Source organism: Sphingobium sp. TKS (assembly GCF_001563265.1).
In the GTDB taxonomy this organism is placed as follows: domain Bacteria; phylum Pseudomonadota; class Alphaproteobacteria; order Sphingomonadales; family Sphingomonadaceae; genus Sphingobium.
In genome coordinates this window covers 303805-329856 of sequence record NZ_CP005083.1, presented here as the reverse complement: position 1 = coordinate 329856, position 26052 = coordinate 303805, and the positions used below count along the sequence as shown (strand labels likewise).

The window sequence follows — 26052 nt, the reverse complement described above, 5'->3', positions numbered from 1 at the left end:
TCCCCCTTTCCTTTCGGGACGCCCGATTAGGGCGTGACCGACGTCAGACAGCGGAAGGATCGTGCGCTTCAGCGCTGGGGCGGATCGGGATTGGTCTACGTATCCGATCGAGTTCCTGCACGAGTTGGGCATTGCGCCGCTCAAGCCTCTCGGCACGTTGCTCGGCGTCGACGGCGCGTTTCAACAGGCTAGCGTTATGTGTCGCGAGGGCGGCGCTTCGAGCTTCGGCATCCCGAAGAGCCGAGCGTGTGCGATCGGCCTCTCTGGCGGTCGTCTCGTTCGCGCCGGCACGCTGCGACTGAAGCGCGCGGAGGCCGTCGAGAACGCCGGCATGATGGGTATATATGATGTTGCGGCCGACCCCGGCTGCCCGTGCGAGCGCAGCGACTGTGGGTTCTGCGGAGGGATTGCCGGCGAGGCCTGCAAGGGCTTCACGCAGGCGCGCATCCGTCTTTGCCCGCCGTCGAGCTTGCGGGCTGGACAGGTCAATTTCGGTCGCCATCGGTATTTCCTTCGTCTAACTGGTCCAGGATACGGCGAGATTCCTGGATGCGGGCTTCTGCAAGCGCACGGCTCTCGGAGTCGAGGTCATCGCGCTGGAGCAAAGCGCTGTTGCGCTCAAGGCGCGCTTCCCAGACCGGCTTATGCTTGCCGGTCACGGCGAAGTTGGCGCAAGTCGAGCAAGTGCTTTGCGTGCGGAGCACCGGGTTCGGCTCGCGCTCGCCGCCGAGGCATGCCGAGGTTTCCCGGCGGTAGAGGCAGTAGCCCCAGTCGCACACGCCGAGGCGCATATCCGTTTCGGCGAGGATATCGGTGATATAGCCATCGACGTCGCCCGATAGCGTGCGCCCGCGGAACGGCGATCGCTCGGAGAGCATGACGCCCGCCTTCCCGGCGACGTTCGGCGCCAGGAGCAGGTCTTCCAGCGCCTTGCGGGTTTCTTCGGCGGCTTGGTCGTCGATCAGCTGGGCAAGCTCGAAGTCGGTGCCCACATAGGCCCGGTCGGTCATCGCGCGGTGGACATGGCCGAGATGGCGTTGCAGCGCCGTCAGGCCGGTGCGGTCGCGCCGCCCGATGAACCGCGAGAACGTCTTGCGACCCTGATAGGTGGTCAGGTGCCAGGTGCCGCCTTGGTGTTCCGGCAAGGCAAGGAACGGCGCAAGTCGTTCGTTCAAGCGGATATTGACCATGGGTGATCGCAGTAGGGCGACGGGCATCATCGTCGGAAGCGGCGAGCGTCCCCGGCCGAGCTGGTGGAGCCAGAGGTTCCTCTTCCCGCTAAGTTCGCGAAGCGGTGCGGAGAGACGTTCGAGGATGTGGATCGCCCGCCGGACCGGCTCGGGCGCAAGCCATCGATGGATGTCCCCATGTTCCGTCAGCGACGTCTTCGTGATCGTGCCGACCAGATAGACGTGTTCCTCACCGTCTCCATCGGCCGCGCGCCGTTCGAGGCAACCCTCCTCAAGCCTGAGTATTTCGGAGGCTCTCGCGCCAACGAGATAGGCGATGACGACGAAGCAGGCGTCGCCAAGCCGATCCAGCATGAACGTCAGGCGGCGCAGCGGCCATTCCGGATTCGGATACAGATCCGCGTAGGGGCATGGCTCAGCCAACATGGCGCGTCTGATATGCCAGTGGAGCCTTCGCCCCTGATGCTGTGGTCGGAACTGCTCATACAGATCTTCGAGACGGTCGCGCAGCGCGAGTATCTGGTCCGCTGGGTCACCGAGCAGTTCCATAGCGCCGCTGATGAGAGGCACGGCGATCTCGTCGGGCGTATAGGGATGGCCGCCATAAGGTTTCCAGTGCCGCTTCCCAACCGAACCGGCGCGAGGCGGCGCCATCAGCGGCGCGTCGTCCAGCTTGTCGCGCTGCATGTGGAACGTGCGGATCGTGCCGAGATAGCCTTCGGCGGTGCTGAGGGAGAGCCGTGAAGCGTTCCTGCCGGGACGAGCGCGCAACATGGCCACGAACCGGTCGACGGCGTCTTGATCGAGATCCTTGAAGCATCGGACGTTCTCGGCTGCCATCCATCGAACGAGGAAGCGGATGTGGCTGAAGTGACCATCGATCGCTTCCTTGCGAAGTGGCCTCCGCCCTTCGGGCGGATCGGCCCGCAGCGAGAGCAGGAACAGTTCGGCGGCGTGCCGGAGCGGCGTCCACCGATCGTCCCGGAACCGGCTCCCGTCCGGCATTTCGAAGCCCCAGTTGAACGTCGTGGCGGCGGGGATGCCTTCGTTTCCGAGCAATGGCGCCGGAAGTTGGGTAGGCGTGGATGTCGGGACGGAGGCCATGAGGCTATTCCAGGTCCGGCAGCGGCGGCAAGGCGGGTATGTGCCGTTCCGCGTCCGGCATCATTTCGGGCGGGAACGCCGGCAGCAGGTCTTGTGTCAGCACCCGAAGGCTGGGGGCATAGAAGAGGCTGAACCGGATCGGGTCGATGCGTTCCCGCGCCGCTTCAAGATGCATGGTGGCCTGGACAATGCGCGCCAGATGATCCGGGTCGATCGGGACGATCAGGCCTGGACAGGCAAGGCAGCCTCCCAGTTTCGGGCACACGCGGCCAGGCTGTGCCTGCCCGCCGTCGACCGGTCGAAGGCAGTCGTGGCCGAACAGCGCCGTCACCCGCGCGCTGGTATCTGGCCCTTGATGTTGCGAGTCATGGGCGGGCGTCTCGCCGGTGACCCATGTGATCATCAGCGACTGGAGCCGAGCGATCGTATCGCGTTCGAGGCGGCGGACGGCCTCGCCATCGACATAGATGTCGGTGGTGGCGACATTCGCATGATTGAGGACCGCTTTGGCCGCCATGATATCGCCCTGCGACGCTGTGTAATGGGCGCTTGCCATGCTGCTGCGGAACAGCTTGGGCGAGAAGTCGGGAAGCAGGGAACGGGACTTGCCGGGATGCGCTTCGTTCCAGGAAGCGATCGCGCCATTGTGCCGCTCGTAGAAGCGCAACATTGCCGATCGCAACGTGGCCTGCACGATATGACCGGCGCGATGCTCACGCTCGAGGCGTCCTGTCGTCATGAGGAAGCGGTGGAGGAACAGTCGGTCGCGTTTGGACGGCTCCACATGCGGCAATAGGGGTGCCGTCATCGCAAGCAGTTTTTCGATCAGGCGCGGCGCCGCATAGGGTCGGCGATTGTCGAACGAGCGCCGTTGCATGCGTTTCACCTTACCGCCGGCGCGGGGTTTCACCCACTCGACCATGACGCGATGCCGCTCGAGCGGATGCGGCACGAGGCAGTCCCGCTTGATCTGGCGCAGCGGACCGGCGTTGGCCGCCGTCTGGATCAGCAGCACGATATAGAACGCAACCAGCGTGTCGGTCGTGAGGTGGAGATAACCCTCGAGCTCGCGGAACCCGCCTACCTCGGCGATCCTCTGCCGATCGGGCTTATTAAGGTCCAAGCCTCGGTCGGTCGGCATGATGCCGTGGCCGCGGCGATGGAGCTTCCAGATCCAGCGATCCCGTTCGACGGTCCGCCCACCATGGAGCGGCACATTCGGAAGACCAACGATGGCTTGCCCGTGCTGGAACTTGTCCCACGCAGTGTCGATCTCGGCATAGCAGACTGCCAGCAGGGCGCGCATTGCGGCAGGTGTCAGCCGGTCTTGCGGTAGCCGCTGGACGCCGGCCAGCGGGATCGCATTGTTGGGAACGGCGAAGCCCGGTGCGAACAAGCCTGGATTGTCCGCGATCGCGCGCTTGAGGACCGGCCGGATCATACCGAGCTGACCGGATTGTGAGCGGACGCCGCGCCTGCGCCCGTTGGTGGGCATCGCCAGCCAGGTGATGAACCGGCGGATCGTTGCCGTGTCGAGGTCTGCCGCGCGCCTGACACGCGCGTCTTCGCGCAGGAACCTCCCGAACACGCGCAGCGCGAACCAGTGCGCGGTGCGGGTCGCGGCGCTGGATGCTACATCATGATCGCGGAAAGCCCGGGCGATGGCGGCGCTGATATCGTCCGGCATTCCGAACAGCGCCGGGCTGAAGCTTTGGACGATCTTGCCCCATTCGTCGCGGAACTGGATTTCGGCGACCTGCGCCGGATGGTTCGCCGGTGCCGGATCGAGTCTCAGCGTCCGATCGAGGCGGCCCCTAGCCATCGGCGGGGATCAGCTCGCCATAAAGATAGGCGAGGCTTTCGCTCAGATCGCGCTCGTGCAGTTCGACGCAGCGCAGATAAATCGCGGTGGTCGTGATCGAAGCATGGCCCAGCAGCACCTGCACGACCTTGAGCGGGTTGAGATCGGGATTGGTGCGGGCCTGGATCTGAAGGCGGGCCAGCATCGCCATCGCGAAGGTGTGCCGCAGGCAGTGCAATGTACCCAGAAGTCTCGCAGCCGCGAAAGCTTCCGCGAGCTGCGCCGTCAGGAGTTTTCGCGTCATAGCCCGGCCATGCTCGTTCAGCAGGAGATTGGGCGGCGCGCGATAGCCCCGGTCGGAACGGCGGACACGGCGGACGATCCGGGCGCGATCCTCTCCCACATACCAGTCCGTATGATCGAGCAGCCGAATCGGCGGATAGACTGTCCTTGGCCGGTCTCCCTTGGTGATATGGATCGGCACGCCGACAAGTGGATCGCTGTCGAGGTCGAGTGGCCAGCTATCCGGGATTTGGTCGATGGCGAGCGCGCAAAGCTCCTTGCGGCGCAGTCCCGCCCCAAGCGCCCATTGCGCGGCAAGTCGGGCGGTAGGCCTCAGATGCGCGAACAGCCGTGCCAGTTCGTCGGCGCGCAGAGGTCGCGGCAGTTTTTCCGGGCGTGAGACGATCAGCTCGTTGACCTGGCGCCGCTGCAAGCCTGGGCGATAAGCGCCGTCGAGCATCAGCGTCATCTTTTCGGTCAACCGGAACGGGCAGTGGTCGATCAGGCCCTTATCGAGCGCCCAGCCATAGAACCGGCAGACGGTCGAGACGCGCGCGTTGATCGTGGTCCGGGCATAGGGCTTCCCGGTGTGTGCGCTGGGGTTCTCCAGCATCCGGTTGCGATAGGCAGCGATGACGCGTTCGTCGGCTTCGCGCCATTCGATCCCCGATTGTTCGAGCGAGTCGAACCAATCGTGGAGATGCTCGCCGTAGGTCCGCACAGTTTCCGTAGCGTGGGCGCGGCCGCTTAGCTCTGCATGCTCCATGAGCCAGACGAAGGCCGGCTCGATGATCGCCATGTCGGCGTCGAACAGAATCGGGAAGCCGGCGGGGACATTGGGCACGCCAGAGGCAGCCCGAATCACTGATACCACGGGCCATCTCCCTCGCCCGCACAGGTGCAATTTCGAAAGTAGAGCAACATGCTCGATTTGGCCGAAGCATTTCGATGGAATGGGCGCTTTCCTCGCCATGCCGAAGGGTGTCGCTGCGACCAGCTACCCCAAGCACTCACCGTGCCTGCTGACACCTGGCGCCCGCCTTGATATGAGTGAACGAGGATCAAGGGGGGGAAGCGGTGGCGCGTCGGGTATTCTTTAGCTTTCACTATGACCGTGACGTTCGACGGGTCGTGCAAGTCCGCAATTCCTGGGTGGTTCGTCCAGGTGGCGAAGCGCAGCCTTTCTATGACAAGGCAGAGTTCGAAGAGGCAAAAAGACGCGCGGGCGGCATAGAAAAATGGATCGAGGAGCAGCTCAAAGGCACGTCCGTGACGGTGGTGCTTTTTGGCGCGGAGACGTATGACCGCGAATGGGTCCGGCACGAGATCAAGAGAAGCTACGAGCTTGGGAAAGGCCTATTGGCCATCGACATCCATAGCGTAAAAGATCCGCAACTCGGGACTGATCGACAGGGGACCAACCCTCTCAGCTATTTTACAATAAAGCAGAATGGTCGAGATATTCCGCTGTCAAACCTATACGGGACGTATGATTGGGTTCGGGATAACGGCTATGCCAACATGCCGGCTTGGATCGAAACTGCAGCAAAAGCGGCCGGTCGCTGACATCAATGAGTATTTATGAACTCGCCATACTTGGCGCCGCAACGCCAGAGGAGCGCGCGACACTGACAGCGACGCTCACCGATATCGTTTCCGACTTTGGATTGACGTTGGGGGACGATATAGTTGTGCATAATGCGGAAACGCTGGGTGGGCGGCACAAGCCAGCAGCATTCGCAGGTGCATATTTTGGAGGAAATGCCCAACAAGATCTCGAAGCGGCCCAGGACCTGATCCGAGCGAGCGCGCCCATCATTCCCACGATTGCCGCTGGCGCAGACTTCAATGCTCAGATCCCCCAGTGTCTCCAGCCCATCAATGGGCTAACGCGGCGCGCTGACGATCCAAATATGACTGAACTCGCGTCGACAATGCTGGAATGTGTGGGTTTACTTCGTCGACAGCGACGGGTTTTTGTGAGCTATCGGCGGGTGGAATCCCGAGCAGCTGCGTTGCAACTTCACGATCTCCTTGCGTCCCGCGGATTCGACGTATTCTTGGACACGCACGACATTAGGCCCGGCGATCCGTTCCAAGATGTGCTTTGGCATAGGCTCGTTGATTCTGATGTTATGGTTATGCTCGACACGCCTACCTATTTCGATAGCCGCTGGACGCGACAGGAAATAGGAAGAGCACGCGCGAAAGAGATCCAGGTCCTTCGTGTAATTTGGCCTGAGCATACGCCAAACAAGCTGACCGATCTTGCAGAGACTATATATCTTGACCCAAAGGAACTCGAAGGGCCGGATGGCCCAATAGTAGCCCAAACGGCAGATACAATCGTCCTGGAGGTCGAGCGGCTAAGAAGCCGCAGCATCGCATCTCGATATATGTCGATTACCGGCAAGCTTCGCGCTGACGTCGAAAAAATTGGTGCGTCAGTGGAAGGCGTCGGTGCACATCGGGCCGTCGCCGTGCGGTTGCTGGACGGCGAAAAGATCTGGGCATATCCGATCGTCGGAATCCCCACGGCTGAAATTTTGAACGACGTGGCCGATAAGGCGCGACGAGCGGAACAGCAGGAGATACCGGTACTGGTCTACGATCATATCGGCATCCGTGATGCATGGAATGCTCATCTCCGATGGCTTGGGGATCATATTCGCGCGGTCCGTACGATTAAAGTTTCCGAAGCCGGATGGGCTCTTGCGGCATGGGAGAATTGACCATGACTGAGGCCATTTTTCTTTCGGCGGGCGTGCCAGATCCAAAGCGAGGCCCACAATATGCAGCGACTGCTGACACCGTCGCGATTACAGCCGCAGTCTCCGCTTTGGTGCACGTTACACTAGGGCGCAGGCTGCTTGTCTGGGGTGGTCAACCCGCAATCACACCGATGATCTGGGTGGTCTCGCAAGACATCGGAATAAATTACGGACACTGGGTCCGGCTCTACCAGTCTCGCCATTTCAAGGATGAGTATCCCGAGGATAATGAGCGGTTCAACAACGTGGTTTATACGGAAGAGATCGAAAGGGATCGGGAGAAGAGCTTGCTGAACATGCGTGAACGCATGTTTTCCGAACACAAGTTCAAAGCAGCAGTTTTTATTGGAGGCATGGGAGGAATTATACAAGAATATGAGATGTTTCGACGCCTGCAACCCGAGGCTGCAGTGATACCGGTAATCTCCACGGGCGGCGCGACGCTTGACGTAGGAGCGCAAGTTGAGTCTTTAGCGCCCGACCTAACGGAAGACCGGGACTATGTTGCGTTATTTCACCGCCACCTTGACGTTTCCGTCCGAGAGGAGCGCTTCGAAAGCCCGGCCCTCCAACCAGCTGTCGTTGAGGAGCGATTTTGGCAGCCCCCTGCCACTGCTTAAACGGGGTGGGAACTCATCAGTCGCCAGCAAGCCATTCGCTAAGCTCCGTAGCTGTGTTCCTTTTCTCGTCAAGGACCATCCAGACGCGCTTTTGATGACCCTGTAGATCCCCCCAGACGATGCGGCGGTATAATCCCAGATACTCCCACGACGCCCATGCCTGCTCATGCGCGCTGTCGGATGCCGGGAACAGCGCGATCTTCGTCAACCCTTTATAACCATCGGCCACGCCCAACTCCCAGGGCACCCAACGGCTGTCCTTGCTATTCTTGCTTGCAAGAAGGACAAAGCGCTTGGTCTGGCGAATACGGCTCTTTAGCAGCCCCGCCGTTTCCTCCGTCGTGTATGGGGGCATTTCCGGGTCGATTTCATCGACATAGACCCTAGCTCCGTGCCCTTCCAACACACGAATAGCGCCAACGACCAGATCATCATCTTTGCTCGAGTGTGAAAGAAATGTGGTGCCTGAGAGGCTACGGGAAGCAGCAGACTTTCTGAGGCTTGCCTGTTCGCTAACATTTAACTTATCAGCGAAATTCCGAAGCTCGGATTTTGTAATGTATTCGATCATAATCGAAACTCTATTATCGGATATAGACCGAACTCACGGAGCTACCTCAGTTATTTGAGCGGATCGCTATCGCGTCCTCAATCCAACTCTCGATTCCGTTCTTGATCGAATCATAGACTGCCTTGCTATCTGAGCCGGAAGGGGTGACCAGCTTCGCTATAGATGATAGCTTTTTCCCGGTATTTCCATAGCCCACTTCGTCAAACGGATTGCTACCAGCCGTGCACGAATTCCCGTCGTGGCCGAGAAGTTTGTTTATCCGAATACCGACCACTCCTTTGCCGGCATCCCAGCCTTTAACGATCTCGCGGATTACCCAAGGCCGGTTCGCTGTTTCAGAGCCGACAAGCACCACCACACAGCTCTTGCCGTACATGTTGTCATCGATCCATTTTTCGATCGAGGCCTTGCCCTTCCGCTTGACCTCTTCCCACGCATTCGCGGTGCAAAGAGACTGCCCTTCAAGAGCACCGATGTTGCGCACTTGCTGGGTGCGCCAAAAATCGTTCGCGAAGTGGAAACTGAAGAAAACGCGCCGCGCCATAAGGCCCCCTTTTGTTCTCCGGCCTTCTACAAGCCCAGCCTTCGTTTCGCCAGAGAAATCGATTCTGAAGCGATCTGCTCGAGGATGGAGTACGGTAGTTGAGGCCCAGCGGGTTCATCCGGCAATCAGGCGTCGCTGCGCGACGCGAGTGACGGGCCGACCACCGCCAGCTCTTTGGGTTAGCGCGGCGGTCGGCCCGTCACTCATCGCGAGCAAAAGAGACAGTCGCCGAAGCCGGACCTAACGAGCACGAATGGCGCCCCAGCGAAATGCTCGGCAAGGTGGCGTTCGTCAGAACGTTGGACAGCAGATCGAAATAGGGCGGCCAATGCTTGAAACGGCGCGGTGTGTAGCGCACCGTCACATAGGGAATTCCTCGCGCCGCCATCCAGGCGGCGATCATCTTCTGATAGGCATAAGTTTCCGGCTTCTCGACGCCAGGATCCCCGGTGATCACGAGGTCAGGCGGCGTGCCCCGGCTTTCAAGTTCGAGAAGAAGCGCGGTGCTGTCGACACCGATGCCATAGGCCAGGACGACGGGCTGCGGCGCATCGACGCGAATATAATCGAGCAGGCGCGCGGGAGCGGAGCCGGCCTCGGCCGGGATTGAGGTGAGATCGCACATGGGGATATCCAAATGGGCTTGAGCAGAGCTTTGGCTCGATCACTCCTTCCCACTCCCCTCTCATCTGGACGGCTCCGGCATCGATCCACGTCCATGAGATATTGTTGCGCGCCGTTGGCCGCGGCAGCCTGATTTCGCTATTGGCACCGCCGGCGCACAACAGGCGTCATCGGCGGCGTTTTGCGGAAAAGTGCGCTCAGCCTCGAACCATTCCCATAATCCGTCGCATCGCCGCTGATGTAGAAAGCCGCCCACGCCCCATCCTGGGCACCGGCGATCCAGCTCCTTTCGGACTCGGCATAGCAGCAAGCCGTCACGCCCTCGTCCAGACCCGGTCAGTCGAAGGCACTCAAACGGCCATAAATGTCTGCCAGTTCGTTCTGGATACCGAGACGCGCGGGGCCATTGGGCATCATGCCTTCTGTCGTGGCGGAACCAGAGTCCCATCGATCGAGGCGAGGATTTCCGCCGGAGCAATGACCGGTCGATCCGTTTCGACCCGCTCCGAATAGCGATCGACCAGTTGATCGACATGCGGGCGGAGCAGGACAGTGAAACGCACCAGTTCCTCCATCACGTCGACGATCCGGTCGTAATAGCTCGACGGCTTCATCCGCCCGGCCTCGTCGAACTCGGTGAAGGCTTTGGCGACGCTCGACTGGTTGGGGATGGTGAACATCCGCATCCAGCGGCCGAGGACGCGCAAGCTGTTCACGCTGTTGAACGATTGTGAACCTGCGGAGACCTGCATGACGGCAAGGGCGCGACCCTGCGTCGGGCGCATGCCCTTCAAAGCCAGCGGCAGGTGATCGATCTGCGATTTCATGATCCCGGTGATCTGGCCGTGCCGTTCCGGGCTGCACCAGACCTGGCCCTCGGACCAGAGCGCATGCGCCCGCAGTTCGTGAACCGCCGGATGATCGTCATCCTGGACCTGATCGGGCATCGGCAAATCGGAGGGATCGAAAATCCGCGTTTCGCAGCCGAAGAACTGGAGCAGACGCGCCGCCTCTTCCACCACAAGCCGCGAATAGGACCGTTCGCGCAAGGATCCGTAGAGCAGCAGGATGCGCGGCGGCGGATTGAGATCCCCCAGGCCCAGGGCTGGACGCCGATGAACATAGTCAGGCTTGAGCGCTGGAAGACGGTCGGGATCGGCAAGCGTCCGCAATCGGCTGTGGTTCGTCTCGTTCATGCCCGGACCTCCGCCGGCACGCTGTCGGGGAACCAGCGCCGCCCGAACCAGAAGGCGGCGTTGACCAGCAGGATCAGCACCGGAACCTCGACCAGCGGCCCGATCACCGCAGCGAAGGCGACCGGGGAAGCCAGTCCAAAGGCGGCGATGGCGACCGCAATCGCCAGTTCGAAATTGTTGCCCGCGGCCGTGAACGCCACCGCCGTCGTGCGCGGATAGTCGCTCTCGATCAGCTTGCCCATGAAGAAGCTGATGCTGAATTGAACCACGAAGTAGATGGTGAGCGGGATGGCGATCCGCAGTATGTCACCCGGCAGTGTCACGATCTCATTGCCCTTGAGGCTGAACATGGCGACGATGGTGAACAGCAGCGCGACGAGCGTGATCGGGCCGATCCTGGGCAGAAAGCAGGTTTCATACCATTCATTCCCCCTAGCCTTGACCAGCCATTTGCGGGAGAGAAATCCAGCCAGAAAGGGAATGCCGAGATAGATCAGCACCGCCTCGGCGATGGTCCAGAAGCTGACATTGATAACGCTGCCCTCCAGCCCGAGCAGCGGCGGCAAAAAGGCGAGGAAGAACCAGGCGTAAACGCTGAAGAACAGGATCTGGAAGATTGAATTGAACGCGACCAGCGCAGCCACATACTGGTTGTCGCCCTTGGCGAGATGGTTCCAGACGATGACCATGGCAATGCAACGGGCGAGGCCGATAAGGATCAGGCCTGTCATATATTCCGGCTTGTCGCTGAGGAAGATGACGGCGAGCGCAAACATCAGCACCGGGCCGATGATCCAGTTCTGGATCAACGAGATCGCCAGCACCCGCTTGTCTTCGAACACGCGCGGCAGTTCCTCATAGCGCACCCGCGCGAGCGGCGGATACATCATCAGGATCAGGCCGATGGCGATGGGCAGGTTGGTGGTCCCCCAGGACAGGCTGTCGATCGCCCTTGGCAATCCTTCGAAGGTCGATCCCAGACCCACGCCGAGCGCCATGGCGAGGAAAATCCACAAGGTGAGATACCGATCGAGAAACGACAGGCGTTCACGCCTGGGCTGTGCGGTCATCTTGATCCCTCGTTCAACCGGTGACACGCCTGCCGGCGGCATCGATCACCTGTTCGCCGTCTTCCTTGGCGAAGGCGCTGCGCTGGTCAGCCGGTAGGAGGTCGAGGACCTCCTCGGACGGACGGCAAAGCTTCACGCCCAGCGGCGAGACGACCAGCGGCCGATTGATGAGGATCGGATGTTCCATCATCGCATCGATCAACTGCGCATCAGTGAGATCCGGATTGTCGAGTCCCAGTTCGGCAAAGGGCGTGCCCTTCTCGCGCAGCAGGGCGCGCGGGGTGACGCTGGCGCGGACGATGAGGCTTGCCAGCAAGGCACGCGAAGGCGGAGTCTTGAGGTACTCGATGACATGCGGTTCGATGCCGGCATTGCGGATCATGGCCAGCGCATTGCGCGAGGTTCCGCATTCAGGATTGTGGTAGATGACGATGTCGACAGGCGTCTCCGGGTGGGTCATTCGCATGCTCCTGCCCTGACGCTGGCGCCCTCGCTCTGGCCGATTTCCCTGAGTTTGCGCCGCATCGCCATCTCGTCGAGGCTGGCGAGCGGGAGCGCGAGGAACAGCGAAATACGGTTCTGCAAGTAGCGCAGGGCCTGCATGAAGGCCTCGCGCTGATCATCGCCTTCGACGGCGGCCGGATCCTCGATGCCCCAGTGCGCCGTCATCGGATGGCCGATCCACACGGGACATGTTTCGCCTGCGGCGTTATCGCAGACGGTGAAGATGAAATCGAATTGCGGCGCGTCCGGCACGGCGAACTCGTCCCAGCTTTTCGAACGCATGCCCGCTGTGTCGAACCCAAGCCCGTTCAAAACCGAGAGCGCCATCGGATGGACTTCGCCCCTGGGCTGGCTGCCGGCGCTCCAGGCGCGGAAACGCCCTTCCCCCAGCTTGTTCATGATGGCTTCGCCCAAGATCGAGCGGGCGCTGTTACCGGTGCACAGGAAGAGCACGTTGTAGGTCTTGCCGGGGCCGATCGTGTCGGACATGGGAGTAACCTCAGGCCTTGCAGTCGAGCTCGCCGAACAGATCGGCGCACATTTCAGGGACGCCCTGGCAGCAGTCCTCCATCAGGAAGGCCAGCAGCCGGCGCATCCCCTCATAATCGGCGCGATAGTGGATGAGCCGGCTTTCCCGCTCGGACTCCACGAGTCCCGCCCGTTCAAGAATACCCAGATGATGCGACATGGTGGACGGAGGCACATTGGCGGCCTGCGCGATGGCGCCGGCGATCAGTCCATCGGGCCCTGCCTTCACCAACATACGAAAGACAGACAGGCGCGTGTCATGCGCCAGCGCGCCAAGCGCCTCGACGGCCGAGTCCTGCGGATTGAACTCCTTCATGGTCGATTCCATCCTTCCAAACTCATCGAATAATAGTAGGCGCCTGCGCGGTCAATCTACATTTCGAGAAGTATAGAATCATATACCACTATGGAGATGGCCGATGGTCTGAGTGACCATGATGCACTCATGCGGATGGGCCGACAGCCTCGATCCAGGCGGAACCATCTTGCGCCAGACGCTCATGACAGATAGATAGTAATAGATTACTATCTTTTGAAGGCGCAAGCTATGAACGGGCGGTCCAGACATCTTCCCGCTGACGAGCGACGGGCGGCGACCGTGGAGGCGGTGGTCGGCCTGGCCGCGGAACAGAACCCGAGCGACATCACCACGACGGCCATCGCCCAGCGGATGGGTCTGACCCAGGGCGCGCTCTTCCGCCACTTCCCGACCAAGGACGCCATCCTGCAGGCGGTGATGTCCTGGGTGACCGAGCGCTTGCTCGGCCGCGTGGACAAGGCGGTCGAGGAAGCCGCCTCTCCGGCTGCCGCGCTTGAAGCGGTTTTCATGACGCATATCGATTTCGTGTCTGATCACCCGGGTGTACCGCGAATGCTGTTCGGGGAGTTGCAGCGACCGGGCGAGACGCTTCCCAAGCGCATGGCCCAGACCCTGATCCGCCATTATGGCGAACGGCTGCATACCCTGCTCGACGCCGGAAAGGCACGGGGCGAACTGCATGCGGACCTCGATCCGGAAGCCGCGGCCACCCTGTTCATCGGCACGGTCCAGGGCCTGGTCATGCAATCCATGCTGGCGGACGATGTGACCCGCATCCGCAGCGATGCGCCCGGCGTGTTCGCCATCTATCTGCGCGGCGTCGGAGCATCATCATGAAGAACATTCGCCTGTCCGGCACGACAAAGCGGATCCTGATCATTGCGGCCGTCATCGTGATCATCGGTGCTGGATGGCTGTGGATGCAGCGGGGCAGCCGCGACGGCGACGCCCTCAATCTGTACGGCAATGTCGACATCCGGGAGGTGCAATTGGCCTTCCGCCAGTCCGGCCGCGTCGCGCAGATGCTGTTCGATGAAGGCGATCATGTCGAGCCGGGCGCACATATGGCGACTCTCGACGCGCAGCCGTTCGAGGAAGCGCTCGCGGCCGCCGACGCCGCCGTAGCGGCCGCACAGGCAGACCTCGACAAACTGCGCCGCGGGCTGCGGCCGCAGGAGATTGCGCAGGCGCAGGAGGCCCTCAATCAGGCCCTGGCCGTCGCCAGGGACACGGAGCGTAATTTTGATCGGCAGAGCCAGTTGCTCGCGTCGGGAGCCGCCAGTCAAAAGACGGTCGATGCCGCGCGCACTGCGCGCGATCAGGCCGCCGCCAGTGTCAAGGCGGCCCGGGCCGCGCATTCGCAAGCCGCCGAAGGCTTCCGCAAGGAAGACATCGCGGCGGGGCAAGCGCGCCTCGCCGCCGCACAGGCAGCACGGGCTCAAGCCGCCACCGCGCTCGCCGACACGGTTCTGCTTGCACCCGGCACCGGCACGATCATCGCACGGGTGCGCGAACCCGGCAGCATGGCTGTCAGCCAAAGCCCGGTCTATAGCCTCAGCCTTGATGCTCCGGTTTATGTGCGGGCTTATGTCGGCGAACCGGATCTGGGGCGTATCGCGCCCGGAATGCGGGTGCGCGTTCGCAGCGATTCCTCCGACAAACTCTATCAAGGCCAGATCGGGTTCATTTCGCCTCGCGCCGAGTTCACGCCCAAAACGGTAGAAACGACCGATCTGCGCACGGATCTGGTCTATCGTCTGCGGATCGTGGTCACCAATGCCGATGCCGCGCTGCGTCAGGGCATGCCGGTAACGATCGAGGTCGTAGTCGGACAAACCTCCGGCGCGCGCGCCAAAGGCCGCTGACGTGCCGCCCGCCACCGCGCCACAGGAGCAAAATGGCGATGTCGCGGTCGTCATCGACAGGTTGAGCAAGCATTTCGGCAGTGCGCCTGCGTTACAGGATCTCAGCGCGCAGATAAGCTATGGCCGACTGACCGGGCTGGTCGGGCCGGACGGCGCGGGCAAGACCACCTTGATGCGTATCCTGACAGGACTGCTGGTGCCGAACAGCGGCCACGCCAGGGTAGCGGGCTTCGATGTGGTGGACGACAATGACGCCATCCATGTCGCGACCGGCTACATGCCGCAACGCTTTGGCCTCTACGAAGACCTGTCGGTCATGGAGAATATGCGGCTCTATGCGCAGTTGCGCGGTATGGCCGCCGATGGACACGCCGACCTGTTCGCCCAACTGCTCGACTTCACACGTCTTGCCCCCTTTACCGGACGCCTGGCGGGCAAGCTCTCCGGCGGCATGAAGCAGAAGCTGGGTCTCGCCTGCGCATTGATGGCCCGGCCTGCTGTCCTGCTGCTCGATGAACCGGGTGTCGGTGTCGATCCGGTCAGCCGTCAGGATCTGTGGCGCATGGTGCAGGCGCTGACCGACGAAGGGATGGCCGTAGTCTGGTCGACCGCCTATCTCGACGAAGCCGAACGCTGCGACAGCGTGCTGCTGCTCAACGAAGGGCGGCTCGCCTATGACGGACCGCCCGGAGAGCTGACCGCGCGCCTTACAAGCCGGAGCTTTCGGCTGGAACAGGTCGGCGAGCGGCGGCGGGCCGTGCTAGCCGAAGTGCTCAGCCTGGACAGTGTCGGCGACGGGGTGATCCAGGGCGCCGGCGTCCGCGTGGTGCTGCGCGCCGATGCGGGAACCGAGCAAATTAGCGCGCTCGCCGATCGGGTCGGCGCACAACTGAAAGCGGTGCCTGCCCGCTTCGAGGATGCTTTCATTGATCTTCTGGGCGGCGGTCCGGGCGGCACATCGGCGCTTGCCGAAGGGATGCCGCCGGTCGAACTGGCTTCAGACGTTGCCGTCTCCTGCCGCGATCTGACCAAGCGTTTCGGCGATTTCACCGCCACCGACATGGTGAGCTTCGAGGTCCGCAAGGGCGAGATATTCGGTCTGCTCGGGCCGAACGGCGCCGGCAAATCGACCACCTTCAAGATGCTGTGCGGCCTGCTCAAACCCACCAGCGGCGAAGCGCAGGTGGTGGGGCTGGACCTGCGCCGGGCGACCGGTGCTGCCAAAGGCCAGCTTGGCTATATGGCGCAGAAATTCTCGCTCTATGGTTTGCTGTCCGTGCGGCAGAACCTGGAGTTCTCCGCGGGCGTCTATGGCCTGAAAGGCGCCGCGCGGCAGGCGCGGATCGACGAGATGATCGACATCTTCGGGCTGCAACCCTGGCTGTCGGCGGCGCCGGAGTCCCTGCCGCTCGGGGTCAGGCAACGTCTGGCGCTGGCCTGCGCGGTGATGCACCGCCCGCCCGTGCTGTTCCTGGATGAACCGACTTCGGGCGTCGATCCCATCACGCGCCGCGAATTCTGGACCCATATCAACGGCCTTGCCCGCAAGGGGGTGACGGTGATGGTCACCACCCATTTCATGGACGAGGCGGAATATTGCGACCGGGTGGCGATGCTCTATCGCGCCCGGCTGATCGCGCTCGACACGCCGGACGCCCTCAAACGCAGCGCGGTAAGCGATCTCCGTCCGGACCCGACCATGGAAGACGCCTTCATTCATCTGGTCGAAGCCGAGGACCGCGCTGACGAAGCCCGCAGCGGAGTTGCCGCATGAACGGCGCGGGCGGATCGCGAACGGACCTTCAAGCCATGCGCCGCTTCGATCCGAAGCGCCTTTGGGCGCTGGTGTTCAAGGAAAGCCTGCAGGCGATGCGCGACCCGTCCACGCTGCTGATCGCCTTCGCCCTTCCGGTCGTGCTGCTGCTGCTGTTTTCCTATGCGGTATCACTCGATGTGCGCGCGGTGCGCATCGGCGTCGTGCAGGAATCCGAATCTGCTTCGGCGCAATCGCTGGCCGCCGCCTTCGCCGGCACCCGTTATCTGGACGTCACCTTCGCCCATGACCGGCGCGAAGTCGCCGACCAGGTCGTCTCGGGCGATTTGCGCGGATTTGTGGTGATCCCGCAGGATTTCGAGCAGCGCCTGGCCGATCGCGGCACGCGGCCTCTGGTGCAGATCATCGCCGACGGTTCGCAGCCCAATACCGCCAACTATGTCACCAACTATGCGCAGGGCGTGGTGCAGACCTGGCGGGGCGGGCTTGATGGCGAGACGCCACGCGCAGCCGTCACGATGGAGCCGCGCTACTGGTTCAACGCCGAACTGGAAAGCCGCCGCGCGCTGGTGCCCGGCGCGATCGCCATCGTCATGACCATCATCGGCACCATGCTGACCGCGCTGGTGGTGGCGCGCGAATGGGAGCGCGGCACGATGGAAGCGGTGCTCTCCACGCCCGCATCGGTCGCGGAGATCCTGATCGGCAAGCTCCTGCCCTATTTTGCGCTCGGCATGCTGGCCACGCTCGGTGCGACCGCGCTGGCGGTCTTCGTGTTCGGCGTGCCGCTGCGCGGATCGCTGGCGGCGCTCCTGCTGCTTTCGGCCACCTTCATGGTGCCGGCGCTGGGCCAAGGGCTGCTGATTTCGTCTGTCACCCGCAACCAGTTCCTGGCCGCGCAGATCGCCTTGTTCTCCGGTTTTCTGCCGGCCTTCATGCTGTCGGGCTTTCTCTATGAGATCGACGCGATGCCCGCGCCGATCCGGGCCATCACCTGGGCGATACCGGCGCGCTATTTCGTCTCTTCGCTAAAAACCGTCTTTCTGGCCGGCGACATCTGGGCCGTCTTCGTGCCGAACCTGCTGGCGATGGGCGCCATCGGCGTCCTGTTTTTCCTCCTGGCCAAGCGCGCCACGCGCAAGAATCTGGAGTGACGAGCCATGACGCGGCACAATGGCTATCTCTCTTTCACCCGGCTGCGAGCCCAGTTCGTCAAGGAAGTGCTGAGCATCCTGCGCGATCCGCGCAGCCGCATGGTGGTGTTCATGCCGCCGCTGCTGCAACTGCTGGTGTTCGCCTTCGCCGCGACGCTCGAAGTGCGCAACGTCGATATTGCCGTGCATAATCAGGATGCGGGCCGCTGGTCGCATGAACTGATCGCGCGGCTCGATCGGGCCGACTTCATTACCCAGGTCTATCGCGTGACCGACGGTCAGGAACTGGGACGCCTGATCGACCAGGGCAAGGTGATCGCGGCGCTCGACATCCAGCCGGACTTTTCGCGCGCAATCGCTGCCGGAGACAGCGGCCGTATCCAGCTGTTGATCGACGGCCGGCGCAGCAATTCGGGACAGATCACCGCCAGTTATCTCTCCGCCATCGCCGCCGAAGTCGGCGCGGAGGCCAACCCCGGCACAGGTCCTGCGACGCCAGTGGCGGTACGCAACTGGTTCAATCCCAATCTGACGTATCGCTGGTTCATCGTCCCGGGCCTCTCCGGCATCCTGGCGTTCTTCAGCGCACTGCTCATAACCTCGCTGTCGATCGCCCGTGAACGCGAACTGGGAACCTTCGACCAGTTGCTGGTCTCACCAACCTCCACGCCGGAAATCATCCTGTCCAAATCCTTGCCGGCGCTGGTCATCGGCACCATGCTCGGACTTCTGATGATGGCCGCGGCCGCGGGACCGTTCCGGATTCCGTTCAACGGGTCGTTCGCGCTGCTGTTTGTCAGCCTGGTCCTGTTCATCCTGTCGGTGGTGGGCATCGGTCTGATGATTTCGGCGATCAGCGCGACCCAGCAACAGGCCATCCTGGGCGCCTTCGCCATCGGCGTGCCATCCGTCCTGATGTCGGGATTTGCCACGCCGGTCGAGAACATGCCCATGCTGCTGCAATGGCTGGCGCAGGCGATTCCACTCACCCATTTCCTGGTCATCGTCGAGGGCAGCTTTCTCAAAGCCATGGCGCCGGGCGACATATTTGCCAGCCTCTGGCCATTGGCGATGATCGCCCTGGTGTCGCTCACCATGGCCACCATCTTCGTTCGAGGACGCCTGCAATGAGATCGCCCCGCCACAGTCATGCGCCGTCATTGTCTGATACGGGCGGACGTTCCCCGCGATGGTCGCGCTACGCAATATTGATAGCTGGCTGCAGTTCGTTGACGGCCTGTATGGTCGGCCCCAACTACCGGGCGCCACCTGCCGTTGACACGGGTAGTGGCTGGAGCCGGCCGGTTGGGGAAGCGTCGGCGCCAACGGACCTGGACCGCTGGTGGAGGGCCCTGGGCGATCCCGAACTGGAGAGGCTGGTCGATACCGCACTGGCGCAAAATCTCGATATCCGTCAAGCCACCGCACGGATCGACGAGGCGCGCGCGCTGCGAGACCGCGCCGCTGGCCGGCAACTGCCCACGGTTTCTGCTGGCGCCAGTGTGAACCAGCGTCGGCAAAGCGAGAACGGCCCGCTGCCCGTTGGGTCCATTCCCGGCCTCGATGCGTCTCAGACGATCTACGATGCCGGCTTCGACGCGGCCTGGGAACTCGACCTGTTCGGCGCGAACCGGCGGGCGCTGGAAGGCGCGAACGCCCGCTTGCAGGCAAGTGAAGCGGAGGCGCAGGGCGTGCGTATGCGGATCGCGGCCGAAGTCGCACGCGCATGGTTCGAGGCGACCGGCGCCAGAGAAGAATTACGCGCGCAGCGGGCGACGGTGGCGACGCTGCACCAGACGCTGGAACTCATGCGCGGTCGCGCGGCGCTCGGCGATGTTGCCGGTGCCGACGTGGACGCAACCCATGAACGCTGGGCCGCCGCCAACGCCCTGCTGCCGGGCATAGAGGCGCGGCAGCGTGCGGCAGTGCTCGGCCTTGGTGTCCTGCTCGGCTCACCGCCGGAACGTGAACTCAAGCTGCTCGATGCAACTGCATCGTCTCTCATACTGCCGGCGCTGCCCGTGGGGGAACGGGCCGATATATTGCGGCGTCGCCCCGATGTTCTGGCTGCCGAACGGCGCCTCGCCGCCAGCACCGCCGATATCGGCGTGGCGACCACCGAACTGTTTCCCAAGCTCTCTATCGCAGCGGGCGGCGGATTTCAGGCGCTTAGCACGGGCGACTGGTTCGACACCTCCAGCACCCGCTACTCCATCCTGCCGCTCATTTCCTGGCGCTTGTTCGACGGCGGCCGCGTGCGCGCGGAGATACGCGCGCGGGAGGCCGTTCAGCGGCAGGCCGCGCTGGGCTATGAACAGGCCGTCCTGGCCGCATTGGGCGACGCGGAGCGCGCCTTGAGCGACTATGACGCCGGACGCGATGCGCTCGCGCGGCGTCAAACGGCGCTGGACGCTGCGCGTCGAAGTGTCGGCCACGCCGAGGCCCGTTTTGCCGCCGGCGATATCGCGGGGATTGAACTGCTTGCGGCCGAGCGCCTCCTGCACGAAGCTGAAACCGCCTGTGCCCGCGCGCATGCCACAACGGCGGTGCAACTGGTGGCGTTGTACAAGGCGATCGGTGGGGGCTGGGACTTGCCCGATGCGCCGACTTCCAAACACGTTTCAATTGGTGCCACAGTGGGAGAAGGGCAATGAATGACGCTGACGGGAACAGCAAGGAACCGGCCGCGCACGACTGGGCGGGGGAAGCGGGCACACGCTGGCTCGCCCAGCTCGACCGTTTCGAGAGCATGATCGAACCGATCGGCGCAGCGCTGCTCGCGCGAGCAGCCTATGTTGCCGGGGAGAAGGTGGTCGATATCGGCTGCGGCGGCGGCTGGACGACGAGGCGGATCGCCGAAAGGACGGGCAACACGGGATTGGCGCTCGGCCTCGACATATCGCCCGAACTGGTGGCGGCGGCAACGGATCGGGCGCAGCGCGCCGGTCTTGCCAACATCCGCTTCGAACAAGGCGACGCCGCGACGGCCATGCCCGAAGAAGCCCCCTTCGACCGGCTGCATTCCCGCTTCGGCACGATGTTCTTTCCCGAACCCTATGCCGCATTCGCCAATCTGCGCCGGATGCTGCGTGCCGGTGGACGGCTCGACATCGCGGTGTGGGCGCCGATCGCCGACAATCCGTGGCAGCGCAATGTCATGGCCGCGATCCGCCGGCATATCGACCTGCCCACGCCGCAGCCGCGCGAGCCCGGCCCCTTCGCGCTGGGCGAGCAGGATTATGTCACCGATCTTCTGCAAAGCGCCGGCTTCTGTGACATATCGTTCGACGCCTGGACGGGCGAGCAGCGCGTCGGCGGACCCGGCAGCGATCCCGAGAGCGCCACCCGCTTCGTGCTCGACGGCATGCAGGTCGGCGATCTCGTCCGGGCGAGCGGGGACGACACACGCGCAGCCGTTCACCGCAGCCTGGTCGAACTGTTCGAGCGCAATTGCGATAATGAAGGTGTTCGCATGGGCGCGAAAGCCTGGCTGGTGAGCGCCCGCGCGTGACCTGGCGTCAACCGCCATCCTCATCGTGAACCACCCACAGGCTATGCGAATCGATTTCCAGCTTGAGCAGGGCGCGGGCCGCTTCCGATCGCGCCATGATCTCGGACCGGCGCGCTTCACCCGCCTGACGGCGGGCATAGAGCAGGTCGGCAAGGTCGATCTGGCCGAGCTGGTAGCCACGTTCGGTTCGGGCCAGCGCACTAGCGGCGCTTTGCGCTGACAGATCCGTGTTTTTCCACGCCTCCAGCCGCAATGTGGCGCTGGACAGATCGGCATCCGCGATGGCCCTCACGGTCCGCTGGACGGACATATGCTCAAGCTGCGCGGCATTGCCTTCCGCGGAAGCCCGGTCCGCCGCCGCGCGTCTGTGACCGCCGCCCAGCGGCATCGACATGACCACCCCCGCGCCCTGCTCCATGCCGCTCCGCTCACTGAACAGCCGGACGCCGAAGGACGGATCGGCAATCCGGTCCGCGCGAACACGCTGCGCAACGACCGCCAGCCGCTGCGCCTCGCGCTCGGCGGCGCGGATTTCATGGCTGCGTTCGATCACCAGATCCCGCATCGCCGCAAGTCTCTGGGCCGGAACCATCGCGACGGACGTTTCCGGCGGCTCGATGGGCAGCGGTATTTCTGGAAAATTCGCGGCAAGCGCCACACGCGCCTGTTCGCGCGCCGCGAGCGAGTTCGCGGCCTGGGCCTGGGCCTGAGCCATTGCCGCCATGGCCTGATCAACATCGAGCGCCGCCGCATCGCGCAGCGCCACGCGCCGGCGCAGCGCGGACAGCTCCTTTTCCAGCCAGCGCACCGTATCGAGGTCGTTGCGATACAGCGCGCCGGCGACCAGCCAGTCGTTCCAATAGCCGGAGAGCAGCAAAGCCGTCTGATGCCGGGCATCCTCCATCCGGTTTTCCGCGACCTCTATGCCCAGGGCGCCCGCCTCGCGATCGAGCGCCGCCTTGCCCGGCAGGCGGAACGGTCGGGCGATCGTGGCGTCGAACTCGTCATAGCCGCCTTCCCTGTCCACGCTGCGGCGAACATAGCTGCCGGTAACGGCAATCTCATGGGTCCCCTTCGCCAGCATGTCGCGGTCGGCACGGGCGGCGTCCACCCGTGCCCGCGCGGCCGCCACGGCCGGATGATTGTCCAGCGCTTCGGCAACCTTTTCGCTCGGCGGCAAATCGGCGCGCTGGGCAAGCGCCCCAGCGGGTGTGAGCAATGCGACAAGCGCCCCGAGGATGATCGGCGATCTCATGCGATCCTCCCCCGGGCTGACACCGGGACTACGTGCCAGCGCACTGGCAGCGACCGCTTCGATTGGGTGACCGCGTCAACCAGTGTCCCCAGAGCGTCCTCATCGACAATCAGTTCCAGCGCGTTGCGGCGCAGAAGGCCCGACACCCGTTCCGCCGTGCTGGCGTCGCCGAAGTCCCAGCCGCGCACCGCCTGCTCGGCGATATGGATCGGCGCGTCGCAGGCGGCGCGGAGTGCGTCAGTCACGCTATCGGCGTCATGCGAGGCGCAATGGAAGGTCAGCAGGATGTCAGCCATTGTCGGTTTCTCCCGCGCTTTCGCCGAAACGCTCGAACAGGATCGGCAGCAGAATGAGCGTCAGCAGGGTGGAGGTGATGAGGCCGCCGATCACGACGATGGCGAGGGGGCGCTGGATCTCCGATCCCGGGCCGGTCGCGAACAGCAGCGGCACAAGGCCGAAGGCCGTGATGCTGGCGGTCATCAGGACGGGACGCAGGCGCCGTTCGGCGCCGAGGCGCACCGTCTCGGTCATGCTCCGCCCATCGGCGCGGAGCTGGCGGAAATAGGTGACCATGACCAGTCCGTTGAGCACCGCGATGCCGAGCAGGGCGATAAAGCCCACCGAGGCGGGAACCGACAGATATTCTCCCGAAGCCCAGAGCGAGACGATCCCGCCGACCATGGCGAAGGGGATGTTGACAAGGATGAGCACCGAGGCGCGCATCGAGCGCAGCGTCGCCAGCAGAACGAAGAAGATCAGGAGCAGCGCGATCGGGATCACGACCGCCAGCCGGGCCGAGGCGCGCTGCTGGTTTTCGAACTGCCCGCCCCAGACGATGCTGTAGCCGGCGGGCAGTTTGACCTTCGCGCCGACCTCGGCCTTCGCTTCATCGACATAGCCGACCAGATCGCGCCCGGAGACGAACGCCTGCACCAGCGCGAAGCGCGACCCGTTCTCATGGTCAAGCTTGACCGGCCCCTCTGTCCGCTCGATCCGCGCCATGTCGCTGACCCGGGCGACAATTCCGGCGGGCGTGTGCAATTGCAGATCGGTAAAGCGGGCGGGATCGGCGCGCAGCGTCTCATCGCCGCGAATGACGATCGGCACGCGCTTCTGGCCATCGGCGACGACGCCGACATGGACGCCTTCGATCTGCGCGCGCAACGCATCCTGTATCTGGTCGACCGGCATGCCGAAGCGCCCGGCGGCGGCGCGGTCGATGTCGAGCTGGAGATAGTCTACGCTGTCATTGGCGACGGTCAGCACTTCGGATGCGCCATCGACGTTTGACAGAATCTCCTGCACCTGACCCGCGAGATCGCCCAGCGTCGCCAGATCCGGCCCGAAAATCTTGACGGCAAGATCGCCGCGCGCACCGGTCAGCATTTCGGAAACCCGCATCTCGATCGGCTGGGTGAAACTCGGCTCGATGCCGGGCAGGCCTGCCATCGCCTTGCGCATATCCTCGACGATGAGATCCTTGTCGCCGCGCCATTCGGAGCGCGGCTTCAGGCGGACGAAGCTGTCGGTCTCATTGGGGCTCATCGGATCAAGTCCGATTTCGTCCGATCCGACGCGCGCGATCACGTCCTGCACTTCCGGCACGCGCATCAATGCGCGCTGCGCGGCCATGTCGCCCTGAACCGACTGGTCAAGATCGATGGAGGGCAGCTTGGTGAGCTGGACGATGATAGAGCCTTCATCCATCGTCGGCATGAAGGTCTTGCCGACCGCGCCATAGGCGATGCCGGCGATGACCAGCCCTGCCGCCGATAGTCCATAAACCAGCCGCTTGCGCGCGAAGGCGCCATCGAGGAGACCCCGGTAGCGGGGACCAAGCTGGCGCATCAGCCACGGCTCACCATGATGGCCGCTTTTCAGGCCGAAGGATGCAAGCACCGGAACGAGCGTGAGCGCGAGCAGGAGCGAGCCGGCCAGCGCAAAGACGATGGTGAGCGCAACCGGCGCGAACAATTTGCCTTCAAGGCCCTGCAGCGACAGCAGCGGCAGGAACACCAGTGCGATGATGGCGATACCGGCCGAGACCGGCACGATGACTTCACTTGCCGCCTGATAGACGAGGTTGAGGCGCGGGGTTCCCTCCTCGTGTGCCCGGCCGAGCCGTTCGACGATATTTTCCACCACCACGATCGACCCGTCGACCAGCAGGCCGATGGCGATGGCAAGACCGCCAAGGCTCATGAGATTGGCCGAAAGGCCCATGCCCTGCATGAAGAGGAAGGTGATGAGCGCCGCCAGCGGCAGAGTGGCGGCGACAATCGCCGCCGCACGCCAGTCGCCAAGGAACAGGATGAGCAGCACGACGACAAGGACGGCCGCTTCGAGCAAGGCTTTCTCGACCGTGCCGACGGCGCGCGCGATCAGGTCGGAGCGGTCGTAAAAAACATCGACATGGGTGCCTGTGGGCAATGTGCTTTCGATTTCCGCAAGGCGGGTGCGGACACCATCCACCACCTGCCGCGCATCGGCGCCGCGCAGGGCGATCACCAGCCCCTGAACCGCTTCGGCCTGACCGTTTTTGCTGACCGCGCCATAGCGCGTCAGGCTGCCGGTTCCGACCGTCGCCAGATCGCCCAGCCGAACGATGCGGTCGTTGCGGCTTTGAACCACCAGTTGCTGTAGATCCTCGACCGACCGGATTGCGCCGACCGCGCGCACGATCAGCGATTCCTCGCCGCTTTTCAGCCGTCCCGCGCCATCGTTACGGTTGCCGCTTTCAATCGCCGTCTGGATGTCCGCGATCGAGAGGCCTGCCGCCGCAAGCGCAACGGGATCGGGGCGGACTTCGAAGGTTCGCACAAAGCCGCCCAGCGCGTTCACATCGGCGACGCCCGGCACGGTGCGAAGCGCGGGGCGGATGGTCCAGTCGAGCAGTTCACGCTTTTGCTGAAGCGAGAGCGGTCCCTCGATTGTGAACATGTAAATGTCCGAAAGCGGTGTGGAAATCGGGGCAAGGCCGCCGCTGACCGACGCGGGCAGATCGGGCAACACGCTCGACAGGCGTTCGGCAACCTGCTGACGCGCCCAATAGATGTCGGTGCCGTCGACAAAATCTATGGTGATGTCGGCAATGGCATATTTGGCGGTGGATCGCAGGATGGCCTGATCGGGAATACCGAGCATTTCCATCTCGATCGGCGTGATGACGCGGCTCTCCACCTCCTCGGGGGTCATGCCCGGCGCCTTCAGGATGACTTTCACCTGCGTCTGGGCGATGTTCGGATAGGCATCGACCGGCAGCGTCACGAAGGCCCAGGCGCCAAGCCCTGCAACCGCGAGGGCGAGCGCGAGAACGAGCAGACGCCAGGACAGCGAGGCGGCGACTAGCGAACGCAACATGGCCCGGAC

At 63.3% G+C, this 26052-nt stretch carries 24 protein-coding genes and 1 pseudogene; 10 read left to right on the top strand and 15 right to left on the bottom strand.

The features are described 5' to 3' along the window. Positions 1-43 precede the first annotated feature (43 nt). Genes K426_RS01585 through K426_RS01570 form a run of 4 tightly spaced genes read right to left on the bottom strand, consistent with a single transcriptional unit; the run spans position 44 to position 5251 of the window. Positions 44-502, bottom strand: a complete 459-nt coding sequence (locus tag K426_RS01585) for a hypothetical protein (RefSeq protein ID WP_020819456.1) — start codon at positions 500-502, stop codon at positions 44-46. Further along, the gene (locus tag K426_RS01580; RefSeq protein WP_025160958.1) at positions 486-2294 is read right to left on the bottom strand and encodes an integrase; all 1809 of its coding nucleotides are present in this window, start codon (positions 2292-2294) and stop codon (positions 486-488) included. The genes K426_RS01585 and K426_RS01580 overlap by 17 nt, the downstream gene beginning before the upstream one ends. Before the next feature lie 4 nt (positions 2295-2298). Further along, positions 2299-4116 (bottom strand): site-specific integrase, encoded by a 1818-nt coding sequence (locus tag K426_RS01575; protein WP_020819454.1) that lies wholly within the window; start codon positions 4114-4116, stop codon positions 2299-2301. Then, positions 4109-5251 carry a tyrosine-type recombinase/integrase gene (locus tag K426_RS01570; RefSeq protein WP_025160957.1) on the bottom strand — a complete coding sequence of 381 codons (1143 nt, stop codon included), beginning with the start codon at positions 5249-5251 and terminating at the stop codon, positions 4109-4111. Before K426_RS01570 ends, K426_RS01575 begins: the two co-directional genes overlap by 8 nt. 176 nt (positions 5252-5427) lie before the next feature. On the opposite strand from K426_RS01570, the gene K426_RS01565 reads away from it, so the two are divergent. Genes K426_RS01565 through K426_RS01555 form a run of 3 tightly spaced genes read left to right on the top strand, consistent with a single transcriptional unit; the run spans position 5428 to position 7768 of the window. After that, entirely contained in the window at positions 5428-5943 is a 516-nt protein-coding gene (locus K426_RS01565; protein ID WP_021224400.1) for a TIR domain-containing protein, read from the top strand. 5 nt (positions 5944-5948) lie between these two features. Next, entirely contained in the window at positions 5949-7109 is a 1161-nt protein-coding gene (locus K426_RS01560) for a toll/interleukin-1 receptor domain-containing protein (RefSeq protein WP_020819451.1), read from the top strand. A gap of 2 nt (positions 7110-7111) precedes the next feature. Next, positions 7112-7768: an SLOG domain-containing protein gene (locus K426_RS01555; protein ID WP_025160956.1), complete on the top strand. Its 657-nt coding sequence runs from the start codon at positions 7112-7114 to the stop codon at positions 7766-7768. 16 nt (positions 7769-7784) lie between these two features. On the opposite strand, the gene K426_RS01550 is transcribed toward K426_RS01555, so the two are convergent. The 8 genes and pseudogenes from K426_RS01550 to K426_RS01510 form a co-directional block, all read right to left on the bottom strand. After that, the gene (locus tag K426_RS01550) at positions 7785-8339 is read right to left on the bottom strand and encodes a toll/interleukin-1 receptor domain-containing protein (protein ID WP_021224402.1); all 555 of its coding nucleotides are present in this window, start codon (positions 8337-8339) and stop codon (positions 7785-7787) included. Between the two features lie 46 nt (positions 8340-8385). Continuing rightward, positions 8386-8883, bottom strand: coding sequence for a TIR domain-containing protein (locus K426_RS01545; RefSeq protein ID WP_020819448.1), 498 nt, complete (start codon positions 8881-8883; stop codon positions 8386-8388). Positions 8884-9124: 241 nt separating this feature from the next. Continuing rightward, a pseudogene (locus K426_RS01540) lies at positions 9125-9508 on the bottom strand (hypothetical protein); the annotation flags it as partial. A 412-nt stretch (positions 9509-9920) separates the two neighbouring features. Then, a complete protein-coding gene (arsH, locus tag K426_RS01530; RefSeq protein WP_021223100.1) occupies positions 9921-10703 on the bottom strand; it encodes an arsenical resistance protein ArsH in 783 nt (260 codons plus the stop codon). Next, complete coding sequence (gene arsB, locus K426_RS01525; protein ID WP_025160954.1) at positions 10700-11773, bottom strand: ACR3 family arsenite efflux transporter; 1074 nt, start codon at positions 11771-11773, stop codon at positions 10700-10702. The genes arsH and arsB overlap by 4 nt, the downstream gene beginning before the upstream one ends. A 13-nt stretch (positions 11774-11786) precedes the next feature. Beyond that, a complete protein-coding gene (arsC, locus tag K426_RS01520; RefSeq protein ID WP_020819444.1) occupies positions 11787-12233 on the bottom strand; it encodes an arsenate reductase (glutaredoxin) in 447 nt (148 codons plus the stop codon). Beyond that, entirely contained in the window at positions 12230-12766 is a 537-nt protein-coding gene (locus tag K426_RS01515; protein ID WP_020819443.1) for an arsenate reductase ArsC, read from the bottom strand. The genes arsC and K426_RS01515 overlap by 4 nt, the downstream gene beginning before the upstream one ends. A 10-nt stretch (positions 12767-12776) precedes the next feature. Beyond that, positions 12777-13121 carry an ArsR/SmtB family transcription factor gene (locus K426_RS01510; protein ID WP_025160953.1) on the bottom strand — a complete coding sequence of 115 codons (345 nt, stop codon included), beginning with the start codon at positions 13119-13121 and terminating at the stop codon, positions 12777-12779. A 231-nt stretch (positions 13122-13352) separates the two neighbouring features. On the opposite strand from K426_RS01510, the gene K426_RS01505 reads away from it, so the two are divergent. The 7 genes from K426_RS01505 (at position 13353) to K426_RS01475 (ending at position 21428) form a co-directional block, all read left to right on the top strand. Then, positions 13353-13961, top strand: a complete 609-nt coding sequence (locus tag K426_RS01505) for a TetR/AcrR family transcriptional regulator (RefSeq protein ID WP_020819441.1) — start codon at positions 13353-13355, stop codon at positions 13959-13961. After that, positions 13958-14989 (top strand): secretion protein HlyD, encoded by a 1032-nt coding sequence (gene hlyD / locus K426_RS01500; protein WP_020819440.1) that lies wholly within the window; start codon positions 13958-13960, stop codon positions 14987-14989. Before K426_RS01505 ends, hlyD begins: the two co-directional genes overlap by 4 nt. 1 nt (position 14990) lies before the next feature. Beyond that, positions 14991-16763: an ATP-binding cassette domain-containing protein gene (locus tag K426_RS01495; protein WP_020819439.1), complete on the top strand. Its 1773-nt coding sequence runs from the start codon at positions 14991-14993 to the stop codon at positions 16761-16763. Continuing rightward, positions 16760-17917, top strand: coding sequence for an ABC transporter permease (locus tag K426_RS01490; protein WP_021223102.1), 1158 nt, complete (start codon positions 16760-16762; stop codon positions 17915-17917). The genes K426_RS01495 and K426_RS01490 overlap by 4 nt, the downstream gene beginning before the upstream one ends. 6 nt (positions 17918-17923) lie before the next feature. After that, positions 17924-19048 carry an ABC transporter permease gene (locus K426_RS01485; RefSeq protein ID WP_020819437.1) on the top strand — a complete coding sequence of 375 codons (1125 nt, stop codon included), beginning with the start codon at positions 17924-17926 and terminating at the stop codon, positions 19046-19048. Between the two features lie 98 nt (positions 19049-19146). Beyond that, complete coding sequence (locus tag K426_RS01480) at positions 19147-20571, top strand: efflux transporter outer membrane subunit (protein WP_237229880.1); 1425 nt, start codon at positions 19147-19149, stop codon at positions 20569-20571. Continuing rightward, complete coding sequence (locus tag K426_RS01475) at positions 20568-21428, top strand: class I SAM-dependent methyltransferase (protein ID WP_020819435.1); 861 nt, start codon at positions 20568-20570, stop codon at positions 21426-21428. Before K426_RS01480 ends, K426_RS01475 begins: the two co-directional genes overlap by 4 nt. A gap of 7 nt (positions 21429-21435) precedes the next feature. Here K426_RS01475 and K426_RS01470 read toward each other — a convergent pair whose 3' ends face one another. The 3 genes from K426_RS01470 to K426_RS01460 are packed head-to-tail and all read right to left on the bottom strand — an operon-like array spanning position 21436 to position 26043. After that, positions 21436-22683, bottom strand: a complete 1248-nt coding sequence (locus K426_RS01470) for a TolC family protein (protein ID WP_020819434.1) — start codon at positions 22681-22683, stop codon at positions 21436-21438. Continuing rightward, on the bottom strand, positions 22680-22979 hold the full coding sequence (locus tag K426_RS01465) for a DUF3240 family protein (RefSeq protein ID WP_020819433.1): 300 nt from the start codon (positions 22977-22979) through the stop codon (positions 22680-22682). Before K426_RS01465 ends, K426_RS01470 begins: the two co-directional genes overlap by 4 nt. Beyond that, complete coding sequence (locus K426_RS01460) at positions 22972-26043, bottom strand: efflux RND transporter permease subunit (protein ID WP_021224265.1); 3072 nt, start codon at positions 26041-26043, stop codon at positions 22972-22974. The genes K426_RS01465 and K426_RS01460 overlap by 8 nt, the downstream gene beginning before the upstream one ends. Positions 26044-26052: the final 9 nt, after the last annotated feature.

Excerpts from the sequence above, each read along its gene's own strand:
- K426_RS01585 (WP_020819456.1), bottom strand. The coding sequence starts at position 502 with ATGGCGACCGAAATTGACCTGTCCAGCCCGCAAGCTCGACGGCGGGCA.
- K426_RS01580 (WP_025160958.1), bottom strand. The coding sequence starts at position 2,294 with ATGGCCTCCGTCCCGACATCCACGCCTACCCAACTTCCGGCGCCATTG.
- K426_RS01575 (WP_020819454.1), bottom strand. The coding sequence starts at position 4,116 with ATGGCTAGGGGCCGCCTCGATCGGACGCTGAGACTCGATCCGGCACCG.
- K426_RS01560 (WP_020819451.1), top strand. The coding sequence starts at position 5,949 with ATGAGTATTTATGAACTCGCCATACTTGGCGCCGCAACGCCAGAGGAG.
- K426_RS01555 (WP_025160956.1), top strand. The coding sequence starts at position 7,112 with ATGACTGAGGCCATTTTTCTTTCGGCGGGCGTGCCAGATCCAAAGCGA.
- K426_RS01550 (WP_021224402.1), bottom strand. The coding sequence starts at position 8,339 with ATGATCGAATACATTACAAAATCCGAGCTTCGGAATTTCGCTGATAAG.
- K426_RS01545 (WP_020819448.1), bottom strand. The coding sequence starts at position 8,883 with ATGGCGCGGCGCGTTTTCTTCAGTTTCCACTTCGCGAACGATTTTTGG.
- arsH (WP_021223100.1), bottom strand. The coding sequence starts at position 10,703 with ATGAACGAGACGAACCACAGCCGATTGCGGACGCTTGCCGATCCCGAC.
- arsB (WP_025160954.1), bottom strand. The coding sequence starts at position 11,773 with ATGACCGCACAGCCCAGGCGTGAACGCCTGTCGTTTCTCGATCGGTAT.
- arsC (WP_020819444.1), bottom strand. The coding sequence starts at position 12,233 with ATGACCCACCCGGAGACGCCTGTCGACATCGTCATCTACCACAATCCT.
- K426_RS01515 (WP_020819443.1), bottom strand. The coding sequence starts at position 12,766 with ATGTCCGACACGATCGGCCCCGGCAAGACCTACAACGTGCTCTTCCTG.
- K426_RS01510 (WP_025160953.1), bottom strand. The coding sequence starts at position 13,121 with ATGAAGGAGTTCAATCCGCAGGACTCGGCCGTCGAGGCGCTTGGCGCG.
- K426_RS01505 (WP_020819441.1), top strand. The coding sequence starts at position 13,353 with ATGAACGGGCGGTCCAGACATCTTCCCGCTGACGAGCGACGGGCGGCG.
- hlyD (WP_020819440.1), top strand. The coding sequence starts at position 13,958 with ATGAAGAACATTCGCCTGTCCGGCACGACAAAGCGGATCCTGATCATT.
- K426_RS01490 (WP_021223102.1), top strand. The coding sequence starts at position 16,760 with ATGAACGGCGCGGGCGGATCGCGAACGGACCTTCAAGCCATGCGCCGC.
- K426_RS01485 (WP_020819437.1), top strand. The coding sequence starts at position 17,924 with ATGACGCGGCACAATGGCTATCTCTCTTTCACCCGGCTGCGAGCCCAG.
- K426_RS01475 (WP_020819435.1), top strand. The coding sequence starts at position 20,568 with ATGAATGACGCTGACGGGAACAGCAAGGAACCGGCCGCGCACGACTGG.
- K426_RS01470 (WP_020819434.1), bottom strand. The coding sequence starts at position 22,683 with ATGAGATCGCCGATCATCCTCGGGGCGCTTGTCGCATTGCTCACACCC.
- K426_RS01465 (WP_020819433.1), bottom strand. The coding sequence starts at position 22,979 with ATGGCTGACATCCTGCTGACCTTCCATTGCGCCTCGCATGACGCCGAT.
- K426_RS01460 (WP_021224265.1), bottom strand. The coding sequence starts at position 26,043 with ATGTTGCGTTCGCTAGTCGCCGCCTCGCTGTCCTGGCGTCTGCTCGTT.